22 protein-coding genes, 1 pseudogene and 1 riboswitch are annotated in these 26673 nt (G+C 44.1%); of the genes and pseudogenes, 14 read left to right on the forward strand and 9 right to left on the reverse strand.

Annotated features, from left to right (window positions below; translation table 11 throughout):
* Positions 1-119: 119 nt before the first annotated feature.
* Together AC503W_RS02550 and AC503W_RS02555 are read right to left on the reverse strand one after the other, a co-directional pair.
* Positions 120-671, reverse strand: a complete 552-nt coding sequence (locus AC503W_RS02550) for a 3D domain-containing protein (RefSeq protein WP_402871940.1) — start codon at positions 669-671, stop codon at positions 120-122.
* A 430-nt stretch (positions 672-1101) separates the two neighbouring features.
* Complete coding sequence (locus tag AC503W_RS02555) at positions 1102-2169, reverse strand: M20 family metallopeptidase (RefSeq protein ID WP_494915870.1); 1068 nt, start codon at positions 2167-2169, stop codon at positions 1102-1104.
* A gap of 163 nt (positions 2170-2332) precedes the next feature.
* Here AC503W_RS02555 and AC503W_RS02560 point away from each other — a divergent pair, with 163 nt between their 5' ends.
* Positions 2333-2839 carry a YflT domain-containing protein gene (locus AC503W_RS02560; protein WP_402871935.1) on the forward strand — a complete coding sequence of 169 codons (507 nt, stop codon included), beginning with the start codon at positions 2333-2335 and terminating at the stop codon, positions 2837-2839.
* A 52-nt stretch (positions 2840-2891) separates the two neighbouring features.
* Here the strand turns inward: AC503W_RS02560 and AC503W_RS02565 are convergent, their stop codons facing one another.
* Positions 2892-4883, reverse strand: a complete 1992-nt coding sequence (locus AC503W_RS02565) for a methyl-accepting chemotaxis protein (RefSeq protein ID WP_494915872.1) — start codon at positions 4881-4883, stop codon at positions 2892-2894.
* Between the two features lie 202 nt (positions 4884-5085).
* On the opposite strand from AC503W_RS02565, the gene AC503W_RS02570 reads away from it, so the two are divergent.
* Positions 5086-5757 (forward strand): aspartate/glutamate racemase family protein, encoded by a 672-nt coding sequence (locus AC503W_RS02570; RefSeq protein WP_403079953.1) that lies wholly within the window; start codon positions 5086-5088, stop codon positions 5755-5757.
* 31 nt (positions 5758-5788) lie between these two features.
* Here AC503W_RS02570 and AC503W_RS02575 read toward each other — a convergent pair whose 3' ends face one another.
* A complete protein-coding gene (locus AC503W_RS02575; protein WP_494915875.1) occupies positions 5789-7249 on the reverse strand; it encodes a PH domain-containing protein in 1461 nt (486 codons plus the stop codon).
* A gap of 1 nt (position 7250) precedes the next feature.
* On the reverse strand, positions 7251-7745 hold the full coding sequence (locus AC503W_RS02580) for a PH domain-containing protein (protein WP_402871923.1): 495 nt from the start codon (positions 7743-7745) through the stop codon (positions 7251-7253).
* 236 nt (positions 7746-7981) lie between these two features.
* Here AC503W_RS02580 and dacB point away from each other — a divergent pair, with 236 nt between their 5' ends.
* Complete coding sequence (dacB, locus tag AC503W_RS02585; protein WP_494915877.1) at positions 7982-9403, forward strand: D-alanyl-D-alanine carboxypeptidase/D-alanyl-D-alanine endopeptidase; 1422 nt, start codon at positions 7982-7984, stop codon at positions 9401-9403.
* On the opposite strand, the gene AC503W_RS02590 is transcribed toward dacB, so the two are convergent.
* On the reverse strand, positions 9386-10066 hold the full coding sequence (locus AC503W_RS02590; protein ID WP_402871919.1) for an HAD-IA family hydrolase: 681 nt from the start codon (positions 10064-10066) through the stop codon (positions 9386-9388). The genes dacB and AC503W_RS02590 overlap by 18 nt on opposite strands.
* An 88-nt stretch (positions 10067-10154) precedes the next feature.
* Between AC503W_RS02590 and AC503W_RS02595 the strand changes: the two genes are divergently transcribed.
* From AC503W_RS02595 to AC503W_RS02610, 4 genes are all read left to right on the forward strand, one after another.
* On the forward strand, positions 10155-10760 hold the full coding sequence (locus AC503W_RS02595; protein WP_494915880.1) for a uridine kinase family protein: 606 nt from the start codon (positions 10155-10157) through the stop codon (positions 10758-10760).
* A 208-nt stretch (positions 10761-10968) separates the two neighbouring features.
* Positions 10969-11610 carry a 5,6-dimethylbenzimidazole synthase gene (bluB, locus tag AC503W_RS02600; protein ID WP_494915882.1) on the forward strand — a complete coding sequence of 214 codons (642 nt, stop codon included), beginning with the start codon at positions 10969-10971 and terminating at the stop codon, positions 11608-11610.
* 37 nt (positions 11611-11647) lie between these two features.
* Entirely contained in the window at positions 11648-13081 is a 1434-nt protein-coding gene (locus tag AC503W_RS02605) for an NAD(P)H-hydrate dehydratase (protein ID WP_494915884.1), read from the forward strand.
* 395 nt (positions 13082-13476) lie between these two features.
* Positions 13477-14802: an aminotransferase family protein gene (locus AC503W_RS02610; protein WP_494915886.1), complete on the forward strand. Its 1326-nt coding sequence runs from the start codon at positions 13477-13479 to the stop codon at positions 14800-14802.
* Positions 14803-14982: 180 nt separating this feature from the next.
* Here the strand turns inward: AC503W_RS02610 and AC503W_RS02615 are convergent, their stop codons facing one another.
* Positions 14983-17025: a molybdopterin oxidoreductase family protein gene (locus AC503W_RS02615; protein WP_494915887.1), complete on the reverse strand. Its 2043-nt coding sequence runs from the start codon at positions 17023-17025 to the stop codon at positions 14983-14985.
* A gap of 175 nt (positions 17026-17200) precedes the next feature.
* Here AC503W_RS02615 and putP point away from each other — a divergent pair, with 175 nt between their 5' ends.
* The 4 genes from putP (at position 17201) to megL (ending at position 22730) form a co-directional block, all read left to right on the forward strand.
* Positions 17201-18673, forward strand: coding sequence for a sodium/proline symporter PutP (gene putP, locus AC503W_RS02620; protein WP_407408493.1), 1473 nt, complete (start codon positions 17201-17203; stop codon positions 18671-18673).
* Between the two features lie 154 nt (positions 18674-18827).
* The gene (locus tag AC503W_RS02625) at positions 18828-20102 is read left to right on the forward strand and encodes an ATP-binding protein (RefSeq protein WP_494915893.1); all 1275 of its coding nucleotides are present in this window, start codon (positions 18828-18830) and stop codon (positions 20100-20102) included.
* Positions 20103-20153: 51 nt separating this feature from the next.
* Complete coding sequence (locus AC503W_RS02630; protein WP_407408489.1) at positions 20154-21290, forward strand: DEAD/DEAH box helicase; 1137 nt, start codon at positions 20154-20156, stop codon at positions 21288-21290.
* Positions 21291-21554: 264 nt separating this feature from the next.
* Positions 21555-22730 carry a methionine gamma-lyase gene (gene megL, locus AC503W_RS02635; RefSeq protein WP_402871894.1) on the forward strand — a complete coding sequence of 392 codons (1176 nt, stop codon included), beginning with the start codon at positions 21555-21557 and terminating at the stop codon, positions 22728-22730.
* 26 nt (positions 22731-22756) lie between these two features.
* Here the strand turns inward: megL and AC503W_RS02640 are convergent, their stop codons facing one another.
* Positions 22757-23485: a TspO-related membrane protein gene (locus AC503W_RS02640; RefSeq protein ID WP_494915898.1), complete on the reverse strand. Its 729-nt coding sequence runs from the start codon at positions 23483-23485 to the stop codon at positions 22757-22759.
* Positions 23486-23708: 223 nt separating this feature from the next.
* Complete coding sequence (locus tag AC503W_RS02645; RefSeq protein WP_494915900.1) at positions 23709-24299, reverse strand: GNAT family N-acetyltransferase; 591 nt, start codon at positions 24297-24299, stop codon at positions 23709-23711.
* A gap of 287 nt (positions 24300-24586) precedes the next feature.
* Positions 24587-24717, forward strand: a riboswitch (FMN riboswitch).
* A gap of 148 nt (positions 24718-24865) precedes the next feature.
* Here AC503W_RS02645 and ribE point away from each other — a divergent pair.
* The 3 genes and pseudogenes from ribE to ribH all read left to right on the forward strand — a co-directional run bounded on the left by ribE (position 24866) and on the right by ribH (position 26659).
* Positions 24866-25504, forward strand: coding sequence for a riboflavin synthase (ribE, locus tag AC503W_RS02650; protein ID WP_494915902.1), 639 nt, complete (start codon positions 24866-24868; stop codon positions 25502-25504).
* Between the two features lie 18 nt (positions 25505-25522).
* A pseudogene (gene ribB / locus AC503W_RS02655) lies at positions 25523-26125 on the forward strand (3,4-dihydroxy-2-butanone-4-phosphate synthase); the annotation flags it as partial.
* Between the two features lie 63 nt (positions 26126-26188).
* A complete protein-coding gene (gene ribH / locus AC503W_RS02660; RefSeq protein ID WP_494915904.1) occupies positions 26189-26659 on the forward strand; it encodes a 6,7-dimethyl-8-ribityllumazine synthase in 471 nt (156 codons plus the stop codon).
* Positions 26660-26673: the final 14 nt, after the last annotated feature.

Raw genomic sequence — 26673 nt, forward strand, 5'->3', positions numbered from 1 at the left:
ATTGATGGACCAATCATACCATTAGCTGAATTTTCAGTAAATATGAATGGTGAAATAATGACTATAAAAGAAAAAAAGGCAAAAAAAAACAGCCTGAATTGTTACAAGCTGATTACTTTTTATTGATAGACTTTCACTTTTACTGTTTTTCTACCCCAGTTAAGAGCTTTTGTTTTAGAAGAATAGAAGACGTCGATTTTTTTTCCTTTAATCGCACTGCCTTTATCTGCTGCTACGGCATCTCCGTAACCTTCTACATGAACTTTTGTTCCTAGTGGAATGACTTTAGGATCGACAGAAATAGCTTTGACTTTAGGGTTTTTCTTCAGGTTAAGGCCAGTTGCCGTAATCCCGCTGCACCCTTTGCAATTCGCTGTATAGGCTGTAGCATTGACTGTGATAGTTTTATATTTCTTTGATGCTTTTTTTGCTTTGGGTTTTGCCTTCGTTGCAGTTTTCTTAACTTTTAAAACTTGTTTTGGTTTAATATGATCTTTTTTAAGGTTGTTCCAACTCTTTAGTTGATTGACCGTTATGTTATGTTTACTCGCGATGCCCCATAGTGTGTCACCACTTTTAACTTTATATGTAGTAGTAGCAGCTGATGAAACTCCGGAAAAACTAAATACCAGGAAGAAAGCAGTGATAATAGGAAGTAGTATTTTTTTCAATTAATATTCTCCTTTGTTTTAAAGCGTAGACTTAGAATAACAGGTCTATATGACAATAATGTTTCGGTGGCATAGTAATTGTGTTACAAAAACATTTCATTGAAAAATAAACTAGGTAAAAGGGATGATATTAATTTGAACTTTTATCACGAAATACTTCACGATTTTCTATAAAATTTGGAATATTGCTTGATTTCATAATATATTTTGTATGAATATGGAAAAATAAGTGGAAAAAGTATGGGCTTAAAAGCCTACTTTATGGTTTTATCATTTTAAGAGGGTATGACGAGTCATTTTTGAAAGAAAAGGCTGTCAATTATATGGGAAGAAGAGAATTTTCCGTTTTAAGAGGTTAGAAGTGACGTTCACGATGGATTCTTCTATAAAAAAGAAGCCGATAGATGGACATATCGGCTTCTTTCTATACTTATTTTTGTAAAATGAATTCAGAGGCAAAATCAACGAGCATTTTTTGATAGACTATGACGGATTCGAGATTGACGCATTCCCGGTCACCATGCCAATTCTCTCCTTTTGGACCGAATTCGATGGCTGGGATGCCGTACGCTGCAAAGAAGATGGTGTCAGCGGAGCCATGTTGACCGAAGACGACCGCTTCCTGTTTCGTGTTCTTTTCGATAATCGGCCGGAGTAGCGTGATGTAAGGATCGTTTTCTTCCGTGTTAACGGGTTTACTATACATGTTAATATGGACGTTCTTGCCTACCACGGTTTCGATTTGCTCGACGATTTCCTCCATTGTCTGGGTTGGAAGATAACGAATATCGAGACTGAGTAAACAAGCATCCGGTACTTTATTGTACACATCTCCACCCTTTATTTTTGCGAGATTGAGAGAGGGGGAAGCGTAAAGGGGGGTATGTTCCCGTGTGAAAGGAAGGGCCTTGATTTTCGTATAGATATCATAGGCCTTTTCGATGGCATTGACACCTTCCCATGGACGGCTTCCATGTGCGGATTTACCGGAAACTTCGATATCGAGGCGAAGGGAGCCCTTAGCCTGTAGGCCGATGCCTAACTGCGTGGGTTCTGCACAGATGACGAAATCGCCTCGATATCCATGCTTCGCTAGGTAGCCGGAGCAGTTCAAGCCCCCGATTTCCTCATCGGAAACGATTTGTAGCTGGATTTTCAACCCTAAGTCCCTATCTTTCAATTCGGCGAAGGCGCACATCATGCCTGCAACCCCCGCTTTCATATCGGCCGTTCCACGGCCATATAAATTCCCTTCATGCACCTCGGGGAAGAATTGATTAGGCGTCCCGCTCACTACATCGACATGGCCATTCCATATCAATGTTTTTTCTCCACTCCCGATTTCGCTAACGAGCATTTTGTACCCGTTATTTTCAATCACATCCACAGTCAATCCCTGTCCCTTAAGCCAACCGGCACAGAAATCCACTGCTTCATTGGCCCCTTCTTTGGAGGAACTGTCAATGGAGACTAAATCTTTCAGTAAATCGATAAGCATTAAAAAAAAACCTCCTATAAGTATGCAAACTATAATTTTATATACCCTTATAAATGGGCTTGAACCATAAATCTTTTCCGGTGGAAATGTGTTTAGTGCTTTGGATTCCGGGGGTATGTAAAGAGGGAGCGACAAACAACATTCTTTAAGGAGGATGATAGATATGGATAAACGTATAATTGGAGTTTATGATACTGGATCAGAGGCCATTCAGGCAGTTGAGGCATTACAGGCTCAAGGATATACTCAAGATGATATTTCGGTGGTTGCTAAAGATAAAGAAGAACTTAGAACGGTGAAAAAAGAAACTGGAACGAAAGTAGAGGAAGGGCTTGCTACTGGAGCTGCCACTGGTGGAGTTTTAGGCGGAACAGCTGGATTCTTAGCGGGAATCGGTGCTTTGGCCATTCCAGGAATCGGACCGGTACTTGCGGCTGGACCGATTGCAGCTACATTAGCTGGTGCGGCAGTAGGAGCTGGTACAGGTGGTTTGGCCGGTACATTGATTGGCCTCGGTATCCCTGAGCGTGAAGCCACTCAATATGAATCGGATGTTAAGAATGGGAAACTGCTTGTATTGGTGGATGCCGATGCGAAAAGGGGTAACTCTTCATACACAGGTATTACTGAAACGGATGAAACGCTTACGAATAGAAGAAGACCACTTTAATTTAGAGCATGTAAAAAGAGCAGGGCCTTTTGGCTTCTGCTCTTTCTTTTGTTTAGTAGCTGAATTTCTGGATCTCCTTATGCATTTCCTGCGATAGGCTGTCCAATTCCCCAGCCAGGGCATTTAATTGTTCCATGGAGGCATTCGTCTCTTCAATTGAAGCGGACACTTCTTCTGTGCCGGCAGCTGCCTCCTGACTAACGGAGTTTAATTGTTTCGCGTTGCCTGACATCACGGCAATCTGGGCAATCATTTCGTGCATGGTACTTGTTATTTCATCAAAGTTACTGAATGTGGTAGAGATGATTGATGCAATATCGCCAAAGGCCACTTCGGTGTTCGTGACGGATGTACTCTGATGATCGATTTTCTGGTTGACCTGATCAATCAAGCTAACCGTATTTGCGGTATCAGTTTGCATGGCAAAAATGATTTCTGCTATTTCCTTTAAGGAGTGTTCCGTTTGTTCGGCCAATTTTTTCACTTCATCGGCAACGACGGCGAAACCTTTTCCATGCTCGCCTGCCCTGGCTGCCTCGATGGCTGCATTCAAGGCGAGTAAATTGGTTTGCCCGGCAATCCCTGTTATGGTTTTGACGATATCGCTAATCGTATGGGATCGAACATCCAGTGACTTTACGGCTGTACTCATCTGGTTGGATATCTGGGCTGTAACATCGAATTGTTGTTTTAGGCCCTGAACGGTGATCATTCCATTTTCCGATGCCTTGAACATGTCACCGGAGGCAAGCGACATTTTTTCTGCCTGATTTTCCAGGTTGTTGATTTTGTCGGCCATGAGCTCTATGGCCGTTTCGTTATCTTGGCCGACTTCGATCTGATCAATGGCACCTGAAGCGATTTGTTCCATCGTCATGGCGACCTCGTTTGCGGCAGCCGAATTTTCTTCGGCACTGGCAACGAGCAACATGGAGGAATCGGCAACCTTATTGGAAAGGGCATGGACATTTTTAAGCATGGCACTCATATTCTCTGCTAAGGTGTTGGTGTCTTCTGCAAGCTTGCCGAGTTCGTCCCCACTGGAAATGGAAATCGTGGAGGCGAAGTCACCGCCAGCCATTTTCTTGATGGATTCTTGAAGGCGTTTAATGGGCTTTGTCAAAGAACGTGTGATGAAGATGGAAAAAATGGTAGCCAAAGTAAAAGTGACGATCATGGCCAGGATATTGTGCATGACCATAGAGCTTGCACGGTCCACCACTTCATCTCTATCCACGACTCCAACTATTTTCCAACCAGTAGTAGGACTGGATGAGTATCCGATGATTTGCCTTTTATCCTCAAAATCCAGGATCATAGATCCTGATTCACCTTTCATTTGCTGAAAAATGGGTTGAGCCGAAAGATCCTTCATGATTTTCGATTGATCAGGGTGGGCAAGGATAGACCCTTTCTCATTCAGTAGAATGGCATATCCCGTTTTCCCGAATTTCGTCTGATTGATCGTATTCAGTAACGTTTCCATCGCGATGTCGACACCAAGAACGCCGACCAATTTATCGCCATCATAGATTGCTTTTGCTGCCGTGATGATAAGGGAATTGGTCGCAGTATCCGTATAAGGCTCGGTCCATATGACTTCATTCTTTCCTTTCAAAGCGGCTTGATACCAATCTTGTTGCCTTGGGTCAAAGTCACCAGGTAAATAGGCTTTAGGGAAGATGATCGTCTGTCCTTCCTTCTCCGTCCCCATGTACAAGCTGATGATCTCTTCATTGGTCGTTTGGGTATTGGTAAACTCAGTAAGTATGGAATCAGCGTCTGAATGGGGTGTGGTCATGGCCACATCTTTGCTTATCCTGTCTAAATTCTTTTCCTTTTCTTGGAAGAAACGATCAGATACTTCATTCATTGATTTTACTTGACCTTCTGTCGTATTTTTCAGTTCATCTGTCGTTAGTTCAATGCTTTGATCATAGGCTACGTAGGATATGAGAAATCCGCTAATAATAATTAAAGCTAAAAAGGGTATCAGTATTTGTTTTTTAAGAGAATTGAAGTACCAGTTTTTCAGACGTTTCATAGGTTTGCTCCTTTATATCTACTTCTTATGAGTTCTCTAGATATTTCGGCTTAGTTTCCCTATCTTTTAGTTTTTTTAGAAAATTCATAAGAATGACTTATATTAGGAGGTAAAGTGATTGAAACAGGAAAGAAAAGATTATCCAAGAAAGGAATTTTACTGGTAGAATAATCAGAAAGCATAATGAAGGGGGAATGGTGAGTTGAAAAAAAGATTAGGATGCCTTCATGCCCATTATTCAAATATAGAATATATAGAAAGAGCTCTTTCAATCTATGACATCGATCTCATGCATTTTGTGGACTCTTCCATAATGTATCGAATGACTTCTGTTGGGAATTACGATAAAACAGAAGCAAAGAAAAAAGTAAAAGAGCAACTGGATTGGATCGCTCAATGTGAAGTGGATGCTATCCTAATTACTTGCACGAACTATATCGCCCTTTTACAAGACCAACGTATGGTAGCATCCGTGCCCATCATTAAAATTGATGAACCTTACTTCGAATACATCTGTACGCTATCTCAACCTCAGATTCTCCTTTTTACGAACCCAGCAACAGTTAACGGTACCGTGGAGCGTCTTGAAAAGTATGCGGAAATCCATCAAAAATCCTTGGATTTGGAGATTATGATCATGGAAAATACTTTCGAATTAATCATGAAAGGATTGAAAGAAGAGTACAATGCTGAAATCATCAAGGTCTTACATCAACTCGTTCAAGATGATCAAAAGGCAATTTCTGTTGCTCAATTATCGATGGTGGATGCAGCCAAGCGATTTGAACAGCAGACATCTCATGGAATGATGAATCCATTAAAAACAGTAGTGACCTCCATTGTCAGCCAATTAGACTTACAAAAAAAGAGCTGACTGGATGCAGTCAACTCTTTCTTCTGGTTGGTTATTCGACTTGAATGTTTTTCGTGCGATCAATATACCATGTGTAAAACTCGTCGGCATATTCAAGGGAAACATCTTGTAGCTTGGTATGATGTACCGGTTTGGAACGGTTAATGGTTTCGATCGATGCGAGCCCAAAGCGTTTTTGCAGTCTTGAGCGTTCGACTTTAATCTGAATGACCTTGCTTCTTTTCGTGATGAACAGGGACGTTTCCAAACTTCCTGATTTAAATTGAATGAATTCGTCATGTAATAAATAGCGGCCATTTTTGTAATCTATGATTCTCGATGTATAAATGAGTACGAAAAGAATCAAGGAAATATACCATATCGCTGGCTTGAAAATAAAAATGGCAACCGTCACAACTATCCAGATATAGCTTGGCCTTAGCATTCGCACGATGAAAGCTTGTTTCGATAAGGGATGCATGGAGCGTTCCACCTTGTAAGAAGGCAAAATCTCTTCGATTATGGCATGGGCACGGTCAACCGATAAAAATGGATAGAGCGTATTCGTTTCCAGTTTTTCATCTCCTGTACTTCCCGCGCTTATCAGTTTCACCTCCGCTAATCCAAGCATTCTTTTGATGAGGGATTGGGTGATTTCCACCGCCTGCACCTTTTCTTTCTGAATCGAAAAGGCAGATTCATCGAGCACCCCTTTTTTTATATACACACGTTTGGCATCCGATGAAATTTCATACTTCCCATACTTCACGAACGTCGATATAATTCCAAAACCAACGGCTAATATTACTAAAATGATGGAGGAGATGGTTATGGTTATCCATGAATTCAAAAACGATGCCACAGCCCCTTCGGCATTTTCTAGATTGAAAAAGTCATCAAGTGTTTTATAAATCGTAGCGACAATCGGAATGATGGCCAGGAAGCTTAGTGACGTGAAGGAAGCTTTTAACACATCCCGTTTAGTCGGTGTGAAATGTATGGTTTGTTCAGCACCCGTTTCTTTCAAGCTGTCCTCTTCCAGATGATTTTCTTCTACAGCCGGGATTTCTTGTGAGGAAAATTCCGTTTCAAGTCGTTGGGCTTCTTTTAAAGAAATCGCCTCAAACAAGACAGAACCTTGGTCACCAGTCATTCCCGTTTCGAACGTTAAAGAAGTTAAGTGGAAAAACTTATGAAGGACGGTTGTCCGTCGTTGGACGTTTTGTATTTTGTGAAGCGGAACTGTCCGATAGGACTTGGAAATAAGCCCGGACTTGATCTGAATGTTTCCTTCTTTTATATGATATGTATAGGTGAACCAGTTCAAAGTCAATGAAATGACCTTCCATACGAAGTATAAGAGATAGATGAGTTGCAGCACGATCATATAAACCTTTTCCGTACCAAAATTCAATACATAAAGGAGGATAATTAAAAAGAATTCCTTCTTCAGCACATTCCACATTTCAAATGGGATTTTGAGCGGGTGTAACCGTTTGGATTGTTCCGCCATGTCATTCCACTTCCTTTATCTTGGCGTAGTGCGCAATTTTATCTCGAAGTTCATACGCCTCTTTCTCCGGAATGGCGGGTATGGTATGTGAGTCGCCCATGGTTCCGATACTAATTGTATAAAGGCCATACTTCCGTAGAAACGGCCCCTGGTTCAACTCGACCGATTGAACTTTCGTCATCGGGATGAGTTCATGGGATTCGTACCACGCTCCATGTTTCGTTTGGATGAATTCTTCGCTTACGTCATATCGCCAATATTTTTGCAATAAAATGGGGGCGATGATGATGGACCAAATGGCGGAAAAGCATTCGATGATGGTCAGTCCGATTAAAACCCATCCAATCCACTCTTTCCAGGAAAAATAAGTATCAACGAATAATAAGATGCCGAGTATGACGAGAATAATGAGGTTGGTGATGGTTTCCGTCATCCGCCAAACCTTGATGGATTCTTTCGAAATTTTCTTTGTTGGCGCTTGAATCTTTGAATACATATGTTCACTCCTTACTGTGTCATTACTTTTATACGGATGATTCTTAGTAAAAGTTCCCTTTAGAGCTAAAAAAGTCCCTGAGGTGAGGCTTTCCTGGAATACGGAATACTGTGTATGCCTGATATGAAGGGACATGTGAATGAAATTTAAAAGTAGGTGAAATGGATTTGACCTTTATAAGGAAAGTATACATTATTTTCTTTCTGTTTTTGATGTGCTTTTTTAATGGGGAAACGATGCAGGCTGCTTATGAAGAGGAATCGATGGCTGGTGAAATCAAGCGTATCGTACATGAGTCGCCTGCTTTAACCGGGGCCTTAGCCGGAATTTCAATCCGTTCGGCAGATACAGGGGAATTGGTGTATGAGCATGATGCGGAGATAAGGATGAGACCGGCATCGAACATGAAACTTCTGACAGCGGCAGCGGCACTTGAAACGTTAGGGGAGGAGCATGTCTTCCAAACGGAACTATACATAAAAGGCATTCAGGTCGCGAACGTCCTTCAGGGGGATGTCTATTTGAAGGGAAAAGGAGACCCAACCCTTCTTGAAAAGGACTTTGATGGTTTGGCGAAGGTGTTGAAGCAACATCGAATCCACTATGTTCATGGAGATCTTATCGGCGATGATACATGGTATGACGATGAACGCCATTCGCCTGATTTAATACGAAGTGATGAGCAAGAGTACTACGGGGCGGCCGTTTCAGCCTTAACCGCCGCACCCGATGAGGAGTATGATACCGGGACTGTCCTTCTGGAGATATCACCGGGGAAAAGGGCTGGAAAAAAAGCAACCGTGACGATGCAGCCGGAAACGGACTATGTAACAGTCGTTAATGAAGCGATAACCGTAGCACCGGACAGAAAGCAGAAAATCAAGGTCGAACGCGATCATGAGCGAAATGTCTTGACGGTAACGGGGATTATGCCGGAACATGGCTTGCCGACAAAAGAATATATGGCGGTGATTAATCCTACCAAATATGCCCTAAGATTATTTGAACAATCGATGGAACGGCAAGGCATCAAGGTGTTAGGTACGACCAAACAAGGAAAAACACCCGCGCAAGCTAGGAAAATTGCCAGCCATGATTCGATGACCCTTTCACAATTGCTGGTTCCCTTCATGAAACTGAGCAATAACACACATGCTGAAGTTTTGGTGAAGGAAATGGGGAAGGCAGCGAAGGGGGAAGGCAGTTGGGAGAATGGATTGAAGATAGCAGAAAGTAAGCTCGAGCTGATGGGGATGGACACGCATTCGACCATGATGCGGGATGGTTCAGGGATTAGCCAGGTCAATCTGATCTCAGCGAACGAATTGACCAAACTCCTTTATTCCGTTCGGGAAAAAACATGGTTTCCTTCCTATCTCAATGCACTGCCGGTTGCTGGGGTTAAAGAAAAGATGATAGGCGGTACATTAAGGAATCGGATGGAAAAGACGGCGGCCGTGGGAAATGTCCGCGCTAAAACGGGGACGATTTCCGCTACGAGCACTTTGTCTGGATATGTGACCACCAAAAGTGGGGAAGGCATCATCTTTTCAATTCTTTTGAACAACTTCGTGGAGGAAAAGGGAATCAGGGACATCCAAGATAAAATAGTGGTATGGCTAGCGGAACAGGAAGATCTGTTAGAAAGAGAGCGTTGATATTCGTTTAAAAACATATGCTTGTAATTCAAAAAAATCCGCGATGAGAAGATCTGCTTCCACCAATTCATTGACAGCCGTAAAACCAAATGGACAGCTGACGGCCACTAATCCATTTTCCTTTGCAGCTTCGATATCGGACTTTCGGTCGCCAACCAGGACGGCTTCTTCAATGTTATAGTTTCTCAACAACATGTGAACTAGATCCGTTTTCGAGCCTTTCAATGACCTTTCGATACTGTAAATGTCCGTAAGGTATTCATGCAGATGAAAATATGTACAGATTTCTTCCAAATACTTTTCAAGTCCGTTGCTGGCTATGAATATTGGAATACCTTGTTGTTTAAAGACTGACAAGGTCTCGATGACGTTTGGGTAAAGCTGACCTTTTCCTTCTTTGATCTCTTGATTCAAACATTCAAGAAAGAGTCGGTCGGCTTGATTCCGAATAGACTCGGCGTGATTTGGCAATAAGGTTTCCCATACGACCTTTAGTGGAACCCCCATGATTTTTTGGTATGTGGCAAGAGGGGCTTCTCCCTGCCAATTTCCTTCTGACCGAAGGACTTTGAACGTTCTTTCAAGTGATGAACCTAAAATCCTATTGGTTTGAAACAGGGTGCCGTCCATGTCGAAGATGACGGCAAAGGGAATGGAATTCATATTTTGTACCTTCTTTCAATTTTTTTGCGCGCCCAAGGAGGGTTTCTTGGGAGGGTGTAGAGAAATATATAGGAAGAGGAGGGGTTTGATGAATTTCCCAACAATTCGTGGCCAGCACACGATTTCCCAACTTATTGCTGAAATCCAGAATTCCCCTGGAAACCGAAGGCCATATTTAGTTGCCATAGATGGTCGCGGTGGTTCGGGGAAAAGTACCCTTGCTGCCTATATAAAAGCTCATTGTCAGGATGTCACAATTGTTCATATGGATGATTTCTATTTTCCTTCTTCTCAAAGGGCCCAGTTGCCTCCAGTCGGGAATTTGATTGGTGTGAACTACGATTGGTCCCGTGTCTTCAGTCAAGTTTTGGAACCGCTTACCTCAGGGAAAGAAGCGGTCTACCAACGTTATGATTGGGAATCGGATGCAATGGCTGAGTGGCATACCATCCCAGTGGGTGGGACTGTCATCATTGAAGGCACATACTCCACTCGCTATGAATTGGCTGCCTTCTATAATTTTACCATTTGGGTGGAGTGCCCCCGGGAGAAACGATTAGGCCGTGGAATTGAGCGTGATGGGGAAGAGATGCGTTCCATGTGGGAAGATAACTGGATGGTCTATGAAGATCTCTATGTCGATGCACATCTTCCACGAGATAGGGTCAACCTGATTGTGGATGGAACGAGATGAATAGAGTCTCGTTCCTTTCCTTTCTCGCGGATGAAGGTCTTGTACCCCGCGTCCATTTCCCCTAGCTATCCTTCATCGATTCCGGTTTTTGTCATAGAATAGGAAGGATGAGGCTGCTTTTCATTGTAAGGGTTTACCTGTAAAATTCATATTGAATATTAATATTTAGATAAATTTCTCTAAGAGATAGAGATAATGGAGGAGAAGTATGTTTACTAATGATGAACAAGCTGGTGTATATAAAGCGATTTATAGCCGGAGGGATATCCGGAGTTTTTTACCCGATCCCATCTCAAGGGATACCTTGCATAAGATTTTGGAGGCGGGACATCATGCACCGTCTGTTGGGTTCATGCAACCTTGGAGTTTCATTGTCGTTTCGGACCAGGAGATTAAAGAGCGGTTGGCCTGGGCCGCGGATAAGGAAAGAAGGGCGCTTGCGGTTCATTATGAAGGGGAAAAAGAAAACAAGTTTCTTAGTTTGAAAGTAGAAGGCTTGAAGGAAGCCCCCTATACAATTTGTGTGACCTGTGATCCGACGCGGGGTGGATCTCATGTGCTTGGACGCAACTCCATTCCTGAAACGGATATTTTATCGACGGCCTGTGCCATTCAGAATATGTGGTTAGCCGCCTGTGCGGAAGGGTTGGCGATGGGCTGGGTCAGTTTTTACAAGAAGAATGATATCCGGGACATTTTGGATATCCCTCCACACGTGGAGCCTGTCGCGCTCATGTCTGTTGGCTATACCGATCAATATCCCGATAAACCGATTCTTGAAACGGCCAATTGGGAAAAGAGACGGTCGATGGATGATTTGATTTTTAAAGATAAGTGGGGCCAAAACTAGACCTTGTAAGGATCTTGTAGAAAGCTGGTGTTTCGTTTTGTATATCTATCGAGGAGAGGAAATAAAAAGAATCGATCGAACTGCAGCGGATCATGGACTTGAGACGTTTACGCTGATGGAAAATGCGGGACGTGCTTTATTTGAAGCCATTGTCAAAAATGTGAGCAAATCGCAGCGAATCTTGATTCTTGCGGGAAAAGGGAACAATGGCGGAGATGGAGTGGTTATCGCCCGTTATTTAAAGCAACATGGTTTCATGTGTGAGCTCGCTATCCCACTAGGGGAACCTGTTTCTGAGACTGCAGAGCGCCACTACCGCTATTATCTCCACTGCGGATTTGAGGTATCGGAAATCAGTGAGGATTATGATGTGTTGATAGATGCGTTGCTTGGGGTCGGAGCGAGGTTGCCACTCCGTAATGATATCGAACAGCTGATTGATTGGATGAATGAGCAAGAGGCCGTTCGGATGGCAATCGATATTCCGACAGGCGTTTTGGCGGATACCGGTGAAGTGGAAAAGGCTATAAAGGCTGACCGAACATTCACGCTCCACGGGTACAAACCATCGGCGTTTCTCGAAGGAAGTGTCGAGTATTATGGTCAGACCGAAGTGCTCGATATTGGCTTGCCACAGACATCCAATTGGCGGATATGGACCAAAGGGGACGTTGCCGCAAGCTTCCCGAAGCGAAATGGTGCCTCGCATAAGGGGACATTCGGGACGGGACTGTTGATAGCGGGTACGGATGAAATGCCGGGAAGTGCCATGCTGGCGAGCCTTGCAGCGATGCGGAGTGGAATCGGGAAATTGACTGTGGCGACAACAAGGTTCGCTTCAGCAATTATCGCGAGCCGGGTGCCGGAATGCACATTTTTACATGATGGACTGGAAAAGGTAGCGGCTGGAGCGATGCCTAAAGGGATAAGGGGAGTGGCAATCGGCCCAGGATTGGATAATGAGGAAAAAATCGACCGGGCGTTACATGAAGTAATGAAAAGGGACCTGCCGATCATTATCGATGCAGGAGCCCTTAAGAAACGCGACTATCCCATGCGTGAAGCGATGACGATCGTCACGCCCCATCCTGGTGAGTTCAGTAAAATGACGGGTCTTCCGACGAAGGAAATCCAGAAAGACCGCCTGCGCCTCGCATCTGAATATGCGATCTCGAATAAGGTGACCGTTGTACTCAAAGGAAGAAATACGGTGATGGCATTTCCCGATGGCGATGTATGGGTGAATTCGACCGGCAATGATGGACTTGCCAAAGGCGGGACAGGTGATACCTTGACTGGGATGATCCTTGCATTTATCTCATTCTATGAAGATAAGAAAGCGGCCGTGGCCAATGCTGTTTACTGTCACGGGGTAAGCGCGGAGCAATGGAGTGAAACGAGGGCGAAGAGCAGTCTGCTCGCAAGTGATGTGAGTGAAAACTTGGCCTATGTGTTGAAGGAATTCGAATAGGCACTCGCTGATGGACGACATGAAGTGAGTGCTCGATAACAATAATATATAAAGAAAGTACCATGAAAAGGTAGGGAATCAAAAACTAGCTGTCATCTTAGCAGCTAGTTTTTTTTTGCTCGTATCCCCGCCTTTTAGTGGGTCCCGGCATGCAGGTCTTCATGGCATGTAGCGATAGCCTGGCTAAAGATTTTCGAAGTTTATGGGATAAAAAAAATACAAGAATAATACAATGTTAAATGAAATATTTCAGGAAATTAACTAGATAGAGAGGTTGACTTATCTCCTGATTATTTCCTGAATGGTTATGTTAGAACACAGTACCCCGGCATGCATCTTGTTAGCAGAATACATATCTCTGTATTAAAAATATCAGTAGAGAAGGGTGTTTCTACATGGTGAAAGAAAAGACGGATATTCAGCAATTGATTGATTGGGATAAAAAGCATTTTATCCATCCAACAACAGCGATCGAACAACAGCAGCAAGATGGACCGAGTTTCATTTTTACAAGGGGTAAGGGGATTTACCTAACGGACATCATGGGCAGGACGGTTATCGATGGGATGTCTTCCCTTTGGAATGTGAATATCGGGCATGGGCAGGACGAAATTGCCAAAGTGGCGAAGGAACAGATGGAGAAATTGGCGTTCACCTCTAATTTTGCCACCTTCAGTAATGAACCAGCCATTCGGTTGGCTGCCAAAATCGCTTCCATCGCACCCGGAAATTTGAATGCCGTGTTCTTTACGTCCGGAGGGTCGGAATCGAGTGATACGGCGATCAAGCTTGCGCGTCACTATTGGATCTTAAAAGGCCAGCCCAACCGGCAAAAAATCATTTCCCGTTCGAACTCCTATCACGGGGTGGCGATGGGAGCGACTAGTGCCACGGGATTGAAGCCTTTCCGCGACTTCACGAATTCCCTTGCGCCGGATTTCTGTTATGTGGATGGTTCCTCCATTGAGGAATTGCGCAAGACCATTGTACAGGAAGGACCGGAAACTATCGCTGCTTTCATAACGGAACCGATACAAGGGGCTGGTGGCGTGAATATGCCTCCTGAAGGCTACTTCAAGGAAGTCAGGGAGATTTGTGATGAGTACGGCATTTTGTTGGTGACGGACGAAGTCATTACCGGTTTTGGCAGAACGGGTGCGTATTTCGGAATCGAGCACTTCGGGGTCATACCAGACATGATGTGCTTTGCCAAAGGCGTGACGAGTGGATATGCCCAATTGGGCGGTGTTGTCCTGAATGATAGGATGCATCAGGATTTCATAGCCCTTTCTAAAGGGACGCTTTTACATGGCTACACATACAGTGGCCACCCGATGGCTTGTGCCGTTGCGTTGAAAAATATCGAAATCATTGAACGGGAAAACTTAATTGAAAACTCGAAACAACGTGGAGTGGAATTGCTTGCAGGCTTTAACAAGCTTCAAGCTAAACATTCCATAATCGGGGATGTAAGGGCGCTAGGACTGATTGGTGGTATATCGATCGTCAAAGACAAACAAACGGGGAAAAAATTCGAAACCCCTTTGGCTCCACGGATCGTTTCGGAGGCCGCTAAAAATGGTTTAATCTGCCGATCTGTTACATTCGATCAAGATACGCTAGTGTTTGCACCACCTTTGATCATCACTAAAGCAGAGGTAGGGAGGTTGATCGAAATCTTGGACGATACATTTGCGGCTATCGAAAAAGAAGTTGTATAAGACGTGAAGAGGATGGCATTCGAATCAACCAGGGTGGTTCGGATCCACGAAAAAGGCTGCTTCCCCGGAGGGAACAGCCTTTTTTTGTGGAGCGAATGAATCCAGAATTTGAGTCAATATATTACAAGAATCGAGGATATTTCCCGGGAAACGAGTGAATGCGAGAAATAAAATCATCATTTACACTGCTTTTTCCACATCAACACGGCCGGAAAAGAAGACGGCACCATTTCCCATATCGGAGAGCCGGTCTGGCGTGAGGGCATTGATATGCTGCTTTCTGCCAGGTGTATTTGGCCATATGCCTTGGCTGACTAGGACACCGGCCAGGACATTTTCTCCTATGACGGCTTTTAATACACATTCGCCTCGTGCATTCCAGATACGGACCATATCGCCGTCTGTTATCCCTCGTTTTACTGCGTCTTCCGTATTCATATGCAGTTTTGGTTCTTTTTCCATCGATATATGTTTCTCGTTATTGGAAAAAGTTGAATTCAGGAAATTATGGTTCGGCGCCGGTATGAATAAGAACGGCAGGTCGCTGTCTTTCGCGATGGGTGTATAGGTAGGCAATGGTTCGTACCCATGCTGTTTCATCCGTTCGGAATAGAGTTCGATTTTGCCGCTCGGTGTCGGCAGTTTCCCTGGGAAGAGTGGTCGCATCTCGGCTTTTACAAACTGATGTTCAGAAAGAGCTTCATAGTTGATGTTTCCTAAATAAGGATTCTCGGGGAAGTCGAGTGCTTGACGGATCATGTCTGCCTCAGAATCTTGAAAAGCTTGGTCCTCGAATCCCATGTTAGCAGCCAACATCTTGAACAATTCCACATTTGATTTGGACTCTCCATACTTCTCCATGACAGGCTTTTGAATTTGTATGTAATTATGCCAGTAGGAAGTATAAAAATCCTCCGTCTCATAGGATGAAGAGGCGGGAAGGACCAGGTCGGCATACTGCGCCGTTTCAGTTAAGAATAAATCATGGACGACCGTGAATAGGTCTTCTTGCATAAGTCCTTCCTTAACCTTGTTTGCATTGGGAGCGACAAGGGCAGGATTGGAGCTGTATACAAATAAGGAACGAATCGGGTTCTCCTTATCTAAAAGGGCTTCTCCGATTTGATTCATGTTGACGATGCGAGTAGTCTTGTTTCGCAAAAGCTCAGGGCGTTGTAAGGCATCTTTGTTAAATGCCAAATAACCGGAGTTCCCTTTCATCGCCCCACCGCCTTTAACACCCCACTGTCCGGTAAGGGCGGGAAGGCAGGCAATGGTCCTTACAGCCATTCCGCCGTTATCGTGATGCTGCAGGCCATTACCGATTCGAACGAATGATGGTTTGGTCTGTCCATACATCCGGGCTAATGTATAAAGGTCTTCGATTGGAACGCCCGTGATCGTGGAGACGGTCGCCGGGTCATATTGGCGGACATGCTCACGCAATTCGTCAGAACCGACCGTATAGGCGTCTAGGAAAGGCTGATCGACCATATTTTCGGCATATAAAATATGCATGATGCCAAGGGCAAGTGCACTATCCGTACCAGGCAGGATGGGGATGAACCAATCAGCCCACTTCCCGGTCTGGTTTTTATGGACGTCGATCACCACAACCTTGGCGCCATTTTTCCGGGCCTGCTGGGCAATCGTCACTTGGTGCATATTGGTACTCACGGCATTAATCCCCCACATGATGAAAAGCTTTGTGTCGATCGTTTCCTCCGGATCGATTCCGAACGAACCGCCCATGGTATAACTGTAGCCGACCGAACCGGCAGAGTTACAAATGGAACGCTCCAGCCTACTTGCCCCAAGTTTGTGGAAGAAGCGACGATCCATGCCTTCAGCACTGAGGTTTCCCATGTTTCCATAAAAACTGTAGGGGAGGATGCATTCCGGTCCATGCTGGTCTATCAAGGCCTTCCATTTTGACGTGATCATCCCGATCGCTTCGTCCCAACTAATGGGGGCGAATTGCCCTTTTCCTTTTGGACCGATTCGCATAAGCGGTTGCGAAAGACGATGCGGATCATATAGACGGGCTGTCATATTCCGGACCTTGTTGCATATATTTCCTTTTGTGACCGGGTGTTTGGGATCCCCCTGGACTTTCACGATTTTTCCGTCTTTTTTGTGAAGGAGTAAACCGCATTGATCGGGGCAATCAAGTGAGCAAACCGATGGGAAGATTCCATCCTGTTGTTTGAAATAGGGTTGCATGACTTTGTCCTCCTTGTTTTTTGGAACGCTTTTTTGAATAGTCTATTAATTGTATATTTTAATATATTGGGTATTAGAAAGAACTACTTAACTTATGTTTTTTTTTCTGATAAGCTTATTTTAATAAAATGAGCCTTCTCTATCGAAAGGTTCGTAAGTAATGGAGGAAGAATTTTTGGAATATGGAGCAATCGTTTCAATTGTCATATACATGGCAGGTATGCTGTTAATCGGGTACCTTGCTTATCGAAGGACCGCTAACCTGACGGATTACATGCTCGGAGGAAGAAACTTGGGTCCGGCTGTAACCGCTTTAAGTGCCGGTGCTTCCGACATGAGCGGATGGTTGCTGATGGGCCTTCCTGGAGCCATGTACTTGAATGGCTTAAGTGCCGGGTGGATCGTCATCGGTCTGTCAGTAGGCGCTTATCTAAACTGGTTATTCGTGGCGCCAAGGCTTCGTACATATACGGAGATCGCGAATAATTCTATTACTATACCAGACTATTTGGGGAATCGGTTTAAAGATAGCTCCCGAATTTTAAAAGTGGTATCGGCTTTAGTCATTTTAATCTTTTTTACTTTCTACACCTCTTCCGGTATGGTAGCAGGCGGGGAGCTTTTCCGGACGGCCTTTAACCTGGATTACCGATATGGAATCTGGCTGACGGCAAGTGTCGTCATTCTTTACACGTTATTCGGTGGCTTCCTTGCCGTGAGTTGGACGGATTTTGTTCAAGGAACCATCATGTTCATTGCCTTAATTCTAGTACCTGTCGTCACCATTGTAAATATAGGAGGCTGGACTCCAACATTTACGGAAATAAAATCAATTGATCCGACCCTTTTGCATGCGTTTGAAGGAATGTCGACGATTGGGATCATTTCGTTGCTGGCATGGGGACTTGGTTATTTTGGCCAACCGCATATCATCGTCCGATTCATGGCGATATCTTCCGTGAAAGAATTGAAAAGTGCCCGTCGCATCGGTATGGGCTGGATGGTGTTCGCCATTGTAGGTGCCATGTTCACAGGATTGGTCGGGATTTCTTACTTTAGCAAGGCGAATGCGCCTTTGGGGGAAGCGAATGCAGAATCAGTATTCATCCTCCTTTCTAAAGAGTTGTTCCCGTCTCTAATTACGGGATTCTTGCTGGCGGCGATTCTATCCGCAGTCATGAGCACGATCGCTTCTCAATTATTGGTGTCGGCAAGTGCGTTGACGGATGACTTCTATAAACAGTTTGTTCGTCCAAATGCTTCAGATAAGGAATTAGTGCTGGTTGGACGGTTGGGCGTATTGGCGATATCCGTGATTGCCCTTATTTTAGCGTTCAACCCGAGCGGGACCATTTTAAAATTGGTCGGGTATGCTTGGGCAGGTTTCGGCTCGGCATTCGGACCGGTCATTTTACTGAGCCTTTTCTGGAGAAGAATGACAAAATGGGGAGCACTGGCTGGAATGGTCATCGGTACGGTAACCGTGATCGTATGGGAATCCATTGACAAGTTCGCGGAAGTCTACGAAATCATACCTGGCTTTATCGCAGGTACGCTTGCCGTCGTGATTTTCAGTCTGTTATCGGCGAAACCTTCTAAAGAAATAGACGAAGATTTTGATCAGGCTGTTAAAAACCTGACTAAATAGAATGCGCTGTTCAATTGAATGGATGGCACTCTCTTTTCAATCATTAGCAAAAACATGGTACAATAGCTGTAAAGTCCTTATGTGTAGTGCATGAGGACTTTTTTTTGAGTGAGTTGGGAATAATAAGCCAAAAAATAAATATAAAGGATACGCGATGAACCATTCACATAAAATTGCAGGTAAAGTAGCTATTATATATATGATCATTGGGGCCTTATGGATTTTTGTTACCGATTACATCTCGATGTCCCGCGCAAAAGAGAATGTTTACACCTATGCGATGTTCCAGCATTCGAAGGGGTGGATCTATATATTCATAACCGGGATCATTCTCTATGTCATCATCCGGTATTGGACAGGGAAAATGTTGCGGTCCCAACAGGAATTCAACTTGAAGGATGAGCAGTATCAATCCTTGTTTAAGCACAATCCAGATAGTGTTCTACAATTGGATCTTGAAGGCAGGATCATGTCGGTTAATCCAAAAGCCGAAAAGTTCCTCGGGGTCCGAGGTGAGGCATTAAAAGCAAAACAAGCGGGATACTTCATCGATTTGATCGAAAATGAAAAAGCATCTGATTATTTTATCAAGTCTTTGGAGGGAGAAGCTGTACACTTCGAAACGAATATCCAGAGGATGGATGACGAAAAGCGAATCATGCGTGTCACCTTTGTGCCCATCATTGTCCACAAGGAGTTACTTGGAATCTATGCCATCGTCCGGGACATTACCAAGGTCCGGCGTGAAGAGGAATTGATGATCATGTCTGAAAAGCTCTCCGTCATCGGGCATCTCTCGGCAGCCGTGGCACATGAAATAAGAAATCCGTTGACATCATTAAAAGGGTTCGTGCAATTAATGGATATGACCAAGGAAGTCGACCCGTTGCATACTGACATCATGTTAAAGGAAATTGAACGCATCAATATCATTTCGAGCGAGTTGCTCGTCCTTGGCAAGAAACAGGATGTCACCTTCCGTAAGCTGGACCTTGGGGATTGCCTGCATCAAGTGTATACACTCATGAAAGCTGAATCGAACCTGAACAATATTGAGATGGCCATTGAAGTGAAAGGGGCAGACCCCGTTTTAGTCATGGCCGATTCGATCGAGCTTAAACAGCTATTCATCAATCTCATCAAGAATGGCATCGAGGCTGTTGGTGAGAATGGAAAAATTGACATATCCCTGCAAATCATCGATGATCATGCTATAGTCATGGTCAGTGATAATGGGATCGGGATGGAGCCAGAGCGGTTGGAGCGAATTGGTGAACCGTTTTATTCGATAAAAGAAAAGGGAACGGGAATCGGGCTTACCATCTGTCAGAAAATTGTCCATCGATTGAATGGTGAGATGCGATTTGAAAGTGAGAAACATAAAGGGACTACGGTGACAATTCGGATTCCGTTGGCTACTACCCTATAACAAATGGTACTATAAAGGATATGAAAAGTTTTTTTATTAAAGGAGAACGATATGAGCGAATTACCTGTATTACTGAACGATAGAAAGCCTTTTATCCAGGAAGTCTGGAAAAAGTCAGGCTTTGCACAACTTACGCCGGTACAAACGAAAACGATTCCTGTCATTGCACAAGGAAAAGACGTCATGGCCGAATCTCCAACGGGGACGGGAAAGACACTTGCTTATTTACTGCCATTGCTTGAAAAAATAGATCCTGAAAAAAAATCCCCCCAAGCTTTAATCTTGGCTTCATCACGGGAATTGGTGATGCAGATCAATGAAGAGATTCGGATTTGGTCGGAAGGTAGCGGTATTTCTGGAGCAGCCTTCATTGGTGGTGCCAATGTGAAGCGTCAGTTGGACAAACTGAAGAAGCATCCGCAAGTGATTGCGGGAACACCAGGCCGTGTCTATGAATTGATTGCCCAAAAGAAGTTGAAGATGCATGAAGTGAAAACGATCGTACTCGATGAAGGAGATCAATTGATCATTCCCGAGCATATGCAAACAATCAACAATATTATCAAAACGACGCTTAAGGACCGCCAAATCATGGTGTTCTCGGCGACCCTTCCCGAAGAAACGGAAAAAGTGGCCCGAGGATTCATGAATGAACCGGAATTGATCAAGGTTGATAAAAGTGAAAAAATGGATTCGAAGGTCGATCATCTTTATTTTGTAGTCGAAAGACGCGAAAAGTCCAAAATCTTGGAGAAAATCACAAGATTGAAAGATGTGAAGGCATTGGCCTTTTTGAACGATATTGCCGAGCTTAGCGTGTTACATGAGAAGCTTAAGTATAAAGGCATCGAAATGGGCGTACTTCACGGGGAGTCGAATAAAGTCGATCGTGAAAAAGCGTTGCGTAAGCTTCGTTCTGGAAAGTCACCGATGTTGATTGCAACCGATGTGGCGGCCCGTGGACTTGATATTAAAGGACTGACAGCCGTCGTTCATATTGATATGGCTGAAAACATTGACCAATATATTCATCGGTCTGGTAGAACGGGACGTGCCGGAGCGGATGGCACGGTCATCTCGATCGTGACGGAAAGAGAAGAGCGTGAGTTGAAGAAAATGGCTCGCGAACTTGAAATCCCCTTAACGAAAGTCACTTTCTATGGTGGGAATATCGTAGAAGAAGAATAGGCATGAAGAATGGAGATGGCCATGAAGGCTGTCTCTTTTTTTATGTTCTGTAGCGTAATCCGGCTATCCTCATTTGACGTTCCTATTTGATAGATTGCAAGCTTTTTAAAGGAAAACTGGCCGCTTCACAAGCTTTGTGGATGATTAACAAGGGCAACAGGACTAAACCTGTACGAATGTCCAGGCGACTTACATTGAAAACGCTTCCAAAATATGTTTTTTTAACATATGATAGATATAGCTATTTGGATAGGGGGAGTTAGAATGGGAGAGAAATATAAGCATATTGAAACAGCTGTGATTCATGAAGGATATGATTCGAAGGAGCATTTAGGAAGCTTGACCACACCTTTGTTTCAAACCTCGACATTTACGTTCGATACGGCCGAACAAGGGGAAAACCGGTTTGCTGGTTTAGAAGATGGATATATTTACTCGAGGCTGGGAAATCCGACGGTTCGGGTGCTGGAAGAGAAGATTGCGGCCTTGGAAGGCGGGGAAGCGGGACTTGCGTTCAGTTCAGGGATGGCTGCCGTGTCTGCGGTCCTTTTTGCTTTGACCAAAGCCGATGACCATATCGTTTGTTCAAAAGGCTTGTATGGATGTACTTTCGGCCTTCTTCAACTGATGGAGGAAAAATACCGGATCACCCACGATTTTTGCGATATGGAAACGGAGGACCAGCTAAGGAGCATGATCCGTCCGAATACGACCTGCATCTATGTAGAGACGCCGATTAATCCGACGATGAAAATGATCGATTTAGCATTGGTCATGAAAGTCGCCAAGGAGAATAATGTGCCTGTCGTGGTCGATAATACGTTTTCCACTCCATATTTACAGAAGCCACTGGAATTTGGATGTGATGTCGTCCTTCATAGTGCTACGAAGTATCTTTGTGGACATGGGGACGTTGTGGCGGGTCTGATTGTCGGAAAGAAGGAGTTTATCAATCAGGTGGCCATGACAACACAGAAGGATATCGGAGGGATTATTTCGCCATTTGATGCATGGTTGCTGTTGCGGGGATTGAAGACGTTGCCAGTCAGGATGGATCGTCACGCTTCTAATGCAACGGAGATCTTTCGCATGCTGAAACAGCATCAACGGGTTAAGGCCGTCTATTATCCAGGCGACGCAGAATCAGGGGATTATCGGATCATGGAAAAACAGATGAAATCCGGTGGAGGCATGATTTCCTTTGAACTGGAGGGGACAAAACAGGATGCCCAACGATTCCTCAATAACTTGAAGCTTATAAAAATCGCGGTCAGCCTAGGAGACGCTGAATCCTTGATCCAGCATCCCGCTACGATGACACACTCGTCCATCCCAAAAGAATCAAGAACGCAGATGGGCATCACCGACCAACTCATACGGCTCTCCGTCGGCCTAGAATCCTGGCATGACATCTGGTCTGACCTTGAACAGGCGTTTTAGGGGTCTGACCCCTTTTATTTCCTGAATTATTTCCTGAGGTTCCTGATCAGGACGGTTATGGATAGGATGAGGATGAGGGGGGCCAGGATATAGGATGTGGTGGTGATTGTCGGATGGGGCGTGCTGTTCCTTACGCCGATTCCGATGATGGCCCAGACGAAGACGAGTGGGTAGCACCAGTCCTTGTTTTTAATGGCAAAGATGAATGCCAGAGCCGTGGCTACGAGTAAGAGGGCGATCGTCCATGCTACATCGGAAAACCCGAAACCATTCCAGCCGATATAGGTCAGATAGTAGGAAATGTTAGCAATGGTCGCGACGCTCACCCATCCTAGATAGACGGAAAAGGGCATCAAGTCGAGAAAGGCATGCCTCACTTTTATAATGTTTGTGTAAATGACAATCAAGGTCAATAAAAGTGTAATGATGATGATGACGGATAACAGGAAGTATTCGTAATGCCAAGCTAATAGCCAGGCTCCGTTAAATACACAGCTTAAGGCGAACCATGGGAAAGAGACCATATATGCGGGACTTGTTTTGTGTTTCCCCATAAACTGTCTGGCTACCCAGATGGCAAGAAGAAAATAAATCAATCCCCATATCGAGAATACATAGCCGGCTGGGGTAAAAAGAACGTCCAGTTTCCCGGAAACTTCTCCTGAGGTTTGGCCGTTGAAGGGAAGGTAATTAGCCAGGAAATTCATCGTGATGACGAATAGATAGGCAACAAGGTTGATAAGAACAATTAGCATGTGTCTTCCTCCTTTGAATGAAATTGGGACATATTATCTTATTCCTTTTAAATTGGAGAGATAACCTTTTTTAGCACATCGGAAGGAAGGATTCTTACTTAGTGGAGAAAAGATGTATTCAATTGTCTGTAAAGGGATAAAGGTACAACACGTCTAAAAAATAAGGACCTTGCTACTTTTACTGCAGCAAGGTCCTTTAAAGGTGTTTAATTAATTAGTGAAATTAGGATTTAGCGTTAACAACCGTTTCATCCTTTTTTTCGGGGGTTACATATTCTTCTTTTAATATGGAATAATAGGCGCTGTCTAATAATGTACCCTTCGTCATGTGGCTTTTACGGTGAATCCCTTCACACTTCATGCCTAAGCGATCCAATACTTTCCCGGATGCGGCATTTATCACATCACATTCAGCAAATACTCGCTCCAAATCCAAAACATTGAAGGCTAATTCCAGTATTGATTTTCCCGCTTCGGTCATATAGCCTTTACCCCAGAAATTCCGGTTTAAAGTATAACCCAGTTCTCCACATTTGTTCGATTCATGCACTCTGAATTCGATAGCCCCAATCATTTTGTTGTCTTCCTTTAACACGAGTGCATATTTGCCGATAGGCTCTTCCAAGAAATAGTTCGCTATGAAGTTCTTAGTCTGGTCCAAATCTTTATGTTTGTCGTAAAGGTAACGTGTCGTTTCTTCATCAGATGTATATTCATACATATCCTCAGCATCATCAAGCGAAACCGGACGTAAGATGATACGCTCGCTTTCGATATGATTGTGATGAACCATTAAAAGGTTTGTCTTTCCCATTTGAATTCCCCATTTTTTCTTATTTTTACAATTATTATATCATGATTCAATACATCTAATAAGAAAATAATGGAATAAATTTTAGCATCTCACTCAGATCGTGTATACGAGATTTGTATTATGGCAGGGATTCATTGATATGTAAGCACCACGGCTATAGTCGCTTACATAGGATGGATTCCTCCCTTTTCTTATATGATTTGCTTGCAACTATCGATTCATTTTAGGATAGGTGTTTTACATCCGCACTTTAGAGTGTTAAAATAATGGAAGATTCAAAAAAATAGTTAGTCCTTCGGGGTCGGGTGAAAATCCCAACCGGCGGTGATGAAGCAATTCTAAGCCCGCGAGCCTTATAAAGGCAGGATTTGGTGAGAATCCAAAGCCGACAGTATAGTCTGGATGGGAGAAGGACGTGTGAAATCCAAGTGTATACGTACGCCTATTTTTTCAGAATATGAAATGATGGGTTTATTAGGTATACCATTTTTTTCACTCATTTCTCCTGCTAACTCCTTAGGCGATCCTAAGGGGTTTTTTATATGTGTATAAAAGGGGGAGAAACTATGTTTACCGGAATCATTGAGGAGATCGGCACGGTTCATTCCATGAAAAAGGGAAGAAGCAGCATGGAACTGGCCATTTCCTCTAAGAAAGTACTGGAAGATGTCCATCTTGGAGACAGCATTTCCGTTAACGGGGTCTGTTTGACGGTGACTTCCTTCACACAGACTTTATTTACGGTCGATGTGATGCCGGAAACGATGAAAGCTTCATCGATCCGGACATTGAAACCAGGTTCAGAAGTGAATCTTGAACGTGCGATGAGTGCTAATGGACGTTTCGGCGGCCATTTCGTTTCAGGTCATATTGATGGAACGGGCACCATCATGAAAAAAGAACGAAAAGAAAATGCCGTCTATTATGTGATTCAGCTGGAAGAAGGGCTCAGTACATACTGTATGCCAAAAGGATCTGTTGCCATCGATGGGACAAGCTTGACGATATTCGGCATTGAGGGAAATTTGCTGACTGTATCACTCATTCCCTTGACCCATCAGGATACCATTTTGGGCAGGAAGGCGGCAGGCGATATCGTAAACATTGAAAACGACATGTTAGGGAAATATATCATACATCAAATGAAAAACAGCGAATCAAAACCAGGACTGGATTTAGCATTCTTGTCTAAGCATGGATTCTAATAAATGGAGGTGTACAGGATGTTCCATACCATTGAAGAAGCGATTGAAGATTTGAAAGCTGGGAAAGTAATCATCATTTCCGATGATGAAGACCGTGAAAATGAAGGGGATTTCGTGGTGCTTGCAGAAAAGGCGACACCCGAAGCCATCAACTTTATGGCCACGCATGGCCGTGGGTTGATTTGTACGACGATTACCGAACAGTTGGCGAAAAAGCTGAACTTGCATCCGATGGTCAATGATAACACCGATCATCATGGGACGGCCTTCACCGTAAGTGTCGATCATAAAAGCACGTCTACAGGTATCAGTGCGTTCGAACGGTCCCTGACCATCCTTGAGCTTTTGAAGGAAGATTCGGTTGCCGAGGACTTTCAACGCCCGGGGCACACTTTTCCGTTGATAGCCAAGGCAGGGGGTGTGTTAAGCCGCACGGGACATACGGAAGCCTCCGTCGACTTGGCCAAGTTATGTGGGGCTGCTCCAGCAGGTGTCATTTGTGAAATCATGAATGAAGATGGAAGCATGGCACGTGTATCCGACTTGGAACTAATTGCGGATAAATTCAACCTGAAATTCATTACGATTGCGGACTTGGTACAATACCGTAAGCAAAAGGAATCATCGCAAGAACAGGTATACATTCAAAATGCATGATGTTTTTAAAATGAGGAGGAAATAGACATGGGGAAAATTATCGAAGCACAATTAATCGGATCGGGACTGAAAGTGGGAATCGTGGTTGGAAGGTTCAATGAGTTCATTACAAGCAAGCTATTGGGCGGAGCATTGGATGGTTTGAAACGCCACGGTGTTGACGAAGATGACGTGGACATCGCTTGGGTGCCAGGAGCATTTGAATTGCCGCTCATTGCCAAGAAACTTGTGAACACGGGGAAATACGACGCAGTGATTGGATTAGGGACGGTCATCAGAGGTTCTACTTCGCATTATGATTATGTCTGCAATGAAGCAGCGAAAGGAATGGCCTCCGTTGCTTTGGATACCGGCATTCCGGTCATCTTCGGATTATTGACGACGGAAAATATCGAGCAGGCCATTGAACGGGCCGGCACGAAATCGGGAAATAAAGGATATGAAGCAGCGGTCAGTGCCATAGAAATGGCGAACCTTGGAAAACTGATTGAACAATAAATTAGATAGAAAGC

This window comes from Peribacillus suis (genome assembly GCF_059384845.1).

Bases quoted from the DNA above. Each gene is read 5' to 3' on its own strand.
- AC503W_RS02555 (WP_494915870.1), bottom strand. From the start codon at position 2,169: ATGCTTATCGATTTACTGAAAGATTTAGTCTCCATTGACAGTTCCTCC.
- AC503W_RS02560 (WP_402871935.1), top strand. From the start codon at position 2,333: ATGGATAAACGTATAATTGGAGTTTATGATACTGGATCAGAGGCCATT.
- AC503W_RS02565 (WP_494915872.1), bottom strand. From the start codon at position 4,883: ATGAAACGTCTGAAAAACTGGTACTTCAATTCTCTTAAAAAACAAATA.
- AC503W_RS02575 (WP_494915875.1), bottom strand. From the start codon at position 7,249: ATGGCGGAACAATCCAAACGGTTACACCCGCTCAAAATCCCATTTGAA.
- AC503W_RS02580 (WP_402871923.1), bottom strand. From the start codon at position 7,745: ATGTATTCAAAGATTCAAGCGCCAACAAAGAAAATTTCGAAAGAATCC.
- dacB (WP_494915877.1), top strand. From the start codon at position 7,982: ATGCAGGCTGCTTATGAAGAGGAATCGATGGCTGGTGAAATCAAGCGT.
- AC503W_RS02590 (WP_402871919.1), bottom strand. From the start codon at position 10,066: ATGAATTCCATTCCCTTTGCCGTCATCTTCGACATGGACGGCACCCTG.
- AC503W_RS02595 (WP_494915880.1), top strand. From the start codon at position 10,155: ATGAATTTCCCAACAATTCGTGGCCAGCACACGATTTCCCAACTTATT.
- bluB (WP_494915882.1), top strand. From the start codon at position 10,969: ATGTTTACTAATGATGAACAAGCTGGTGTATATAAAGCGATTTATAGC.
- AC503W_RS02610 (WP_494915886.1), top strand. From the start codon at position 13,477: ATGGTGAAAGAAAAGACGGATATTCAGCAATTGATTGATTGGGATAAA.
- AC503W_RS02615 (WP_494915887.1), bottom strand. From the start codon at position 17,025: ATGCAACCCTATTTCAAACAACAGGATGGAATCTTCCCATCGGTTTGC.
- AC503W_RS02625 (WP_494915893.1), top strand. From the start codon at position 18,828: ATGAACCATTCACATAAAATTGCAGGTAAAGTAGCTATTATATATATG.
- AC503W_RS02630 (WP_407408489.1), top strand. From the start codon at position 20,154: ATGAGCGAATTACCTGTATTACTGAACGATAGAAAGCCTTTTATCCAG.
- megL (WP_402871894.1), top strand. From the start codon at position 21,555: ATGGGAGAGAAATATAAGCATATTGAAACAGCTGTGATTCATGAAGGA.
- AC503W_RS02640 (WP_494915898.1), bottom strand. From the start codon at position 23,485: ATGCTAATTGTTCTTATCAACCTTGTTGCCTATCTATTCGTCATCACG.
- AC503W_RS02645 (WP_494915900.1), bottom strand. From the start codon at position 24,299: ATGGGAAAGACAAACCTTTTAATGGTTCATCACAATCATATCGAAAGC.
- ribE (WP_494915902.1), top strand. From the start codon at position 24,866: ATGTTTACCGGAATCATTGAGGAGATCGGCACGGTTCATTCCATGAAA.
- ribH (WP_494915904.1), top strand. From the start codon at position 26,189: ATGGGGAAAATTATCGAAGCACAATTAATCGGATCGGGACTGAAAGTG.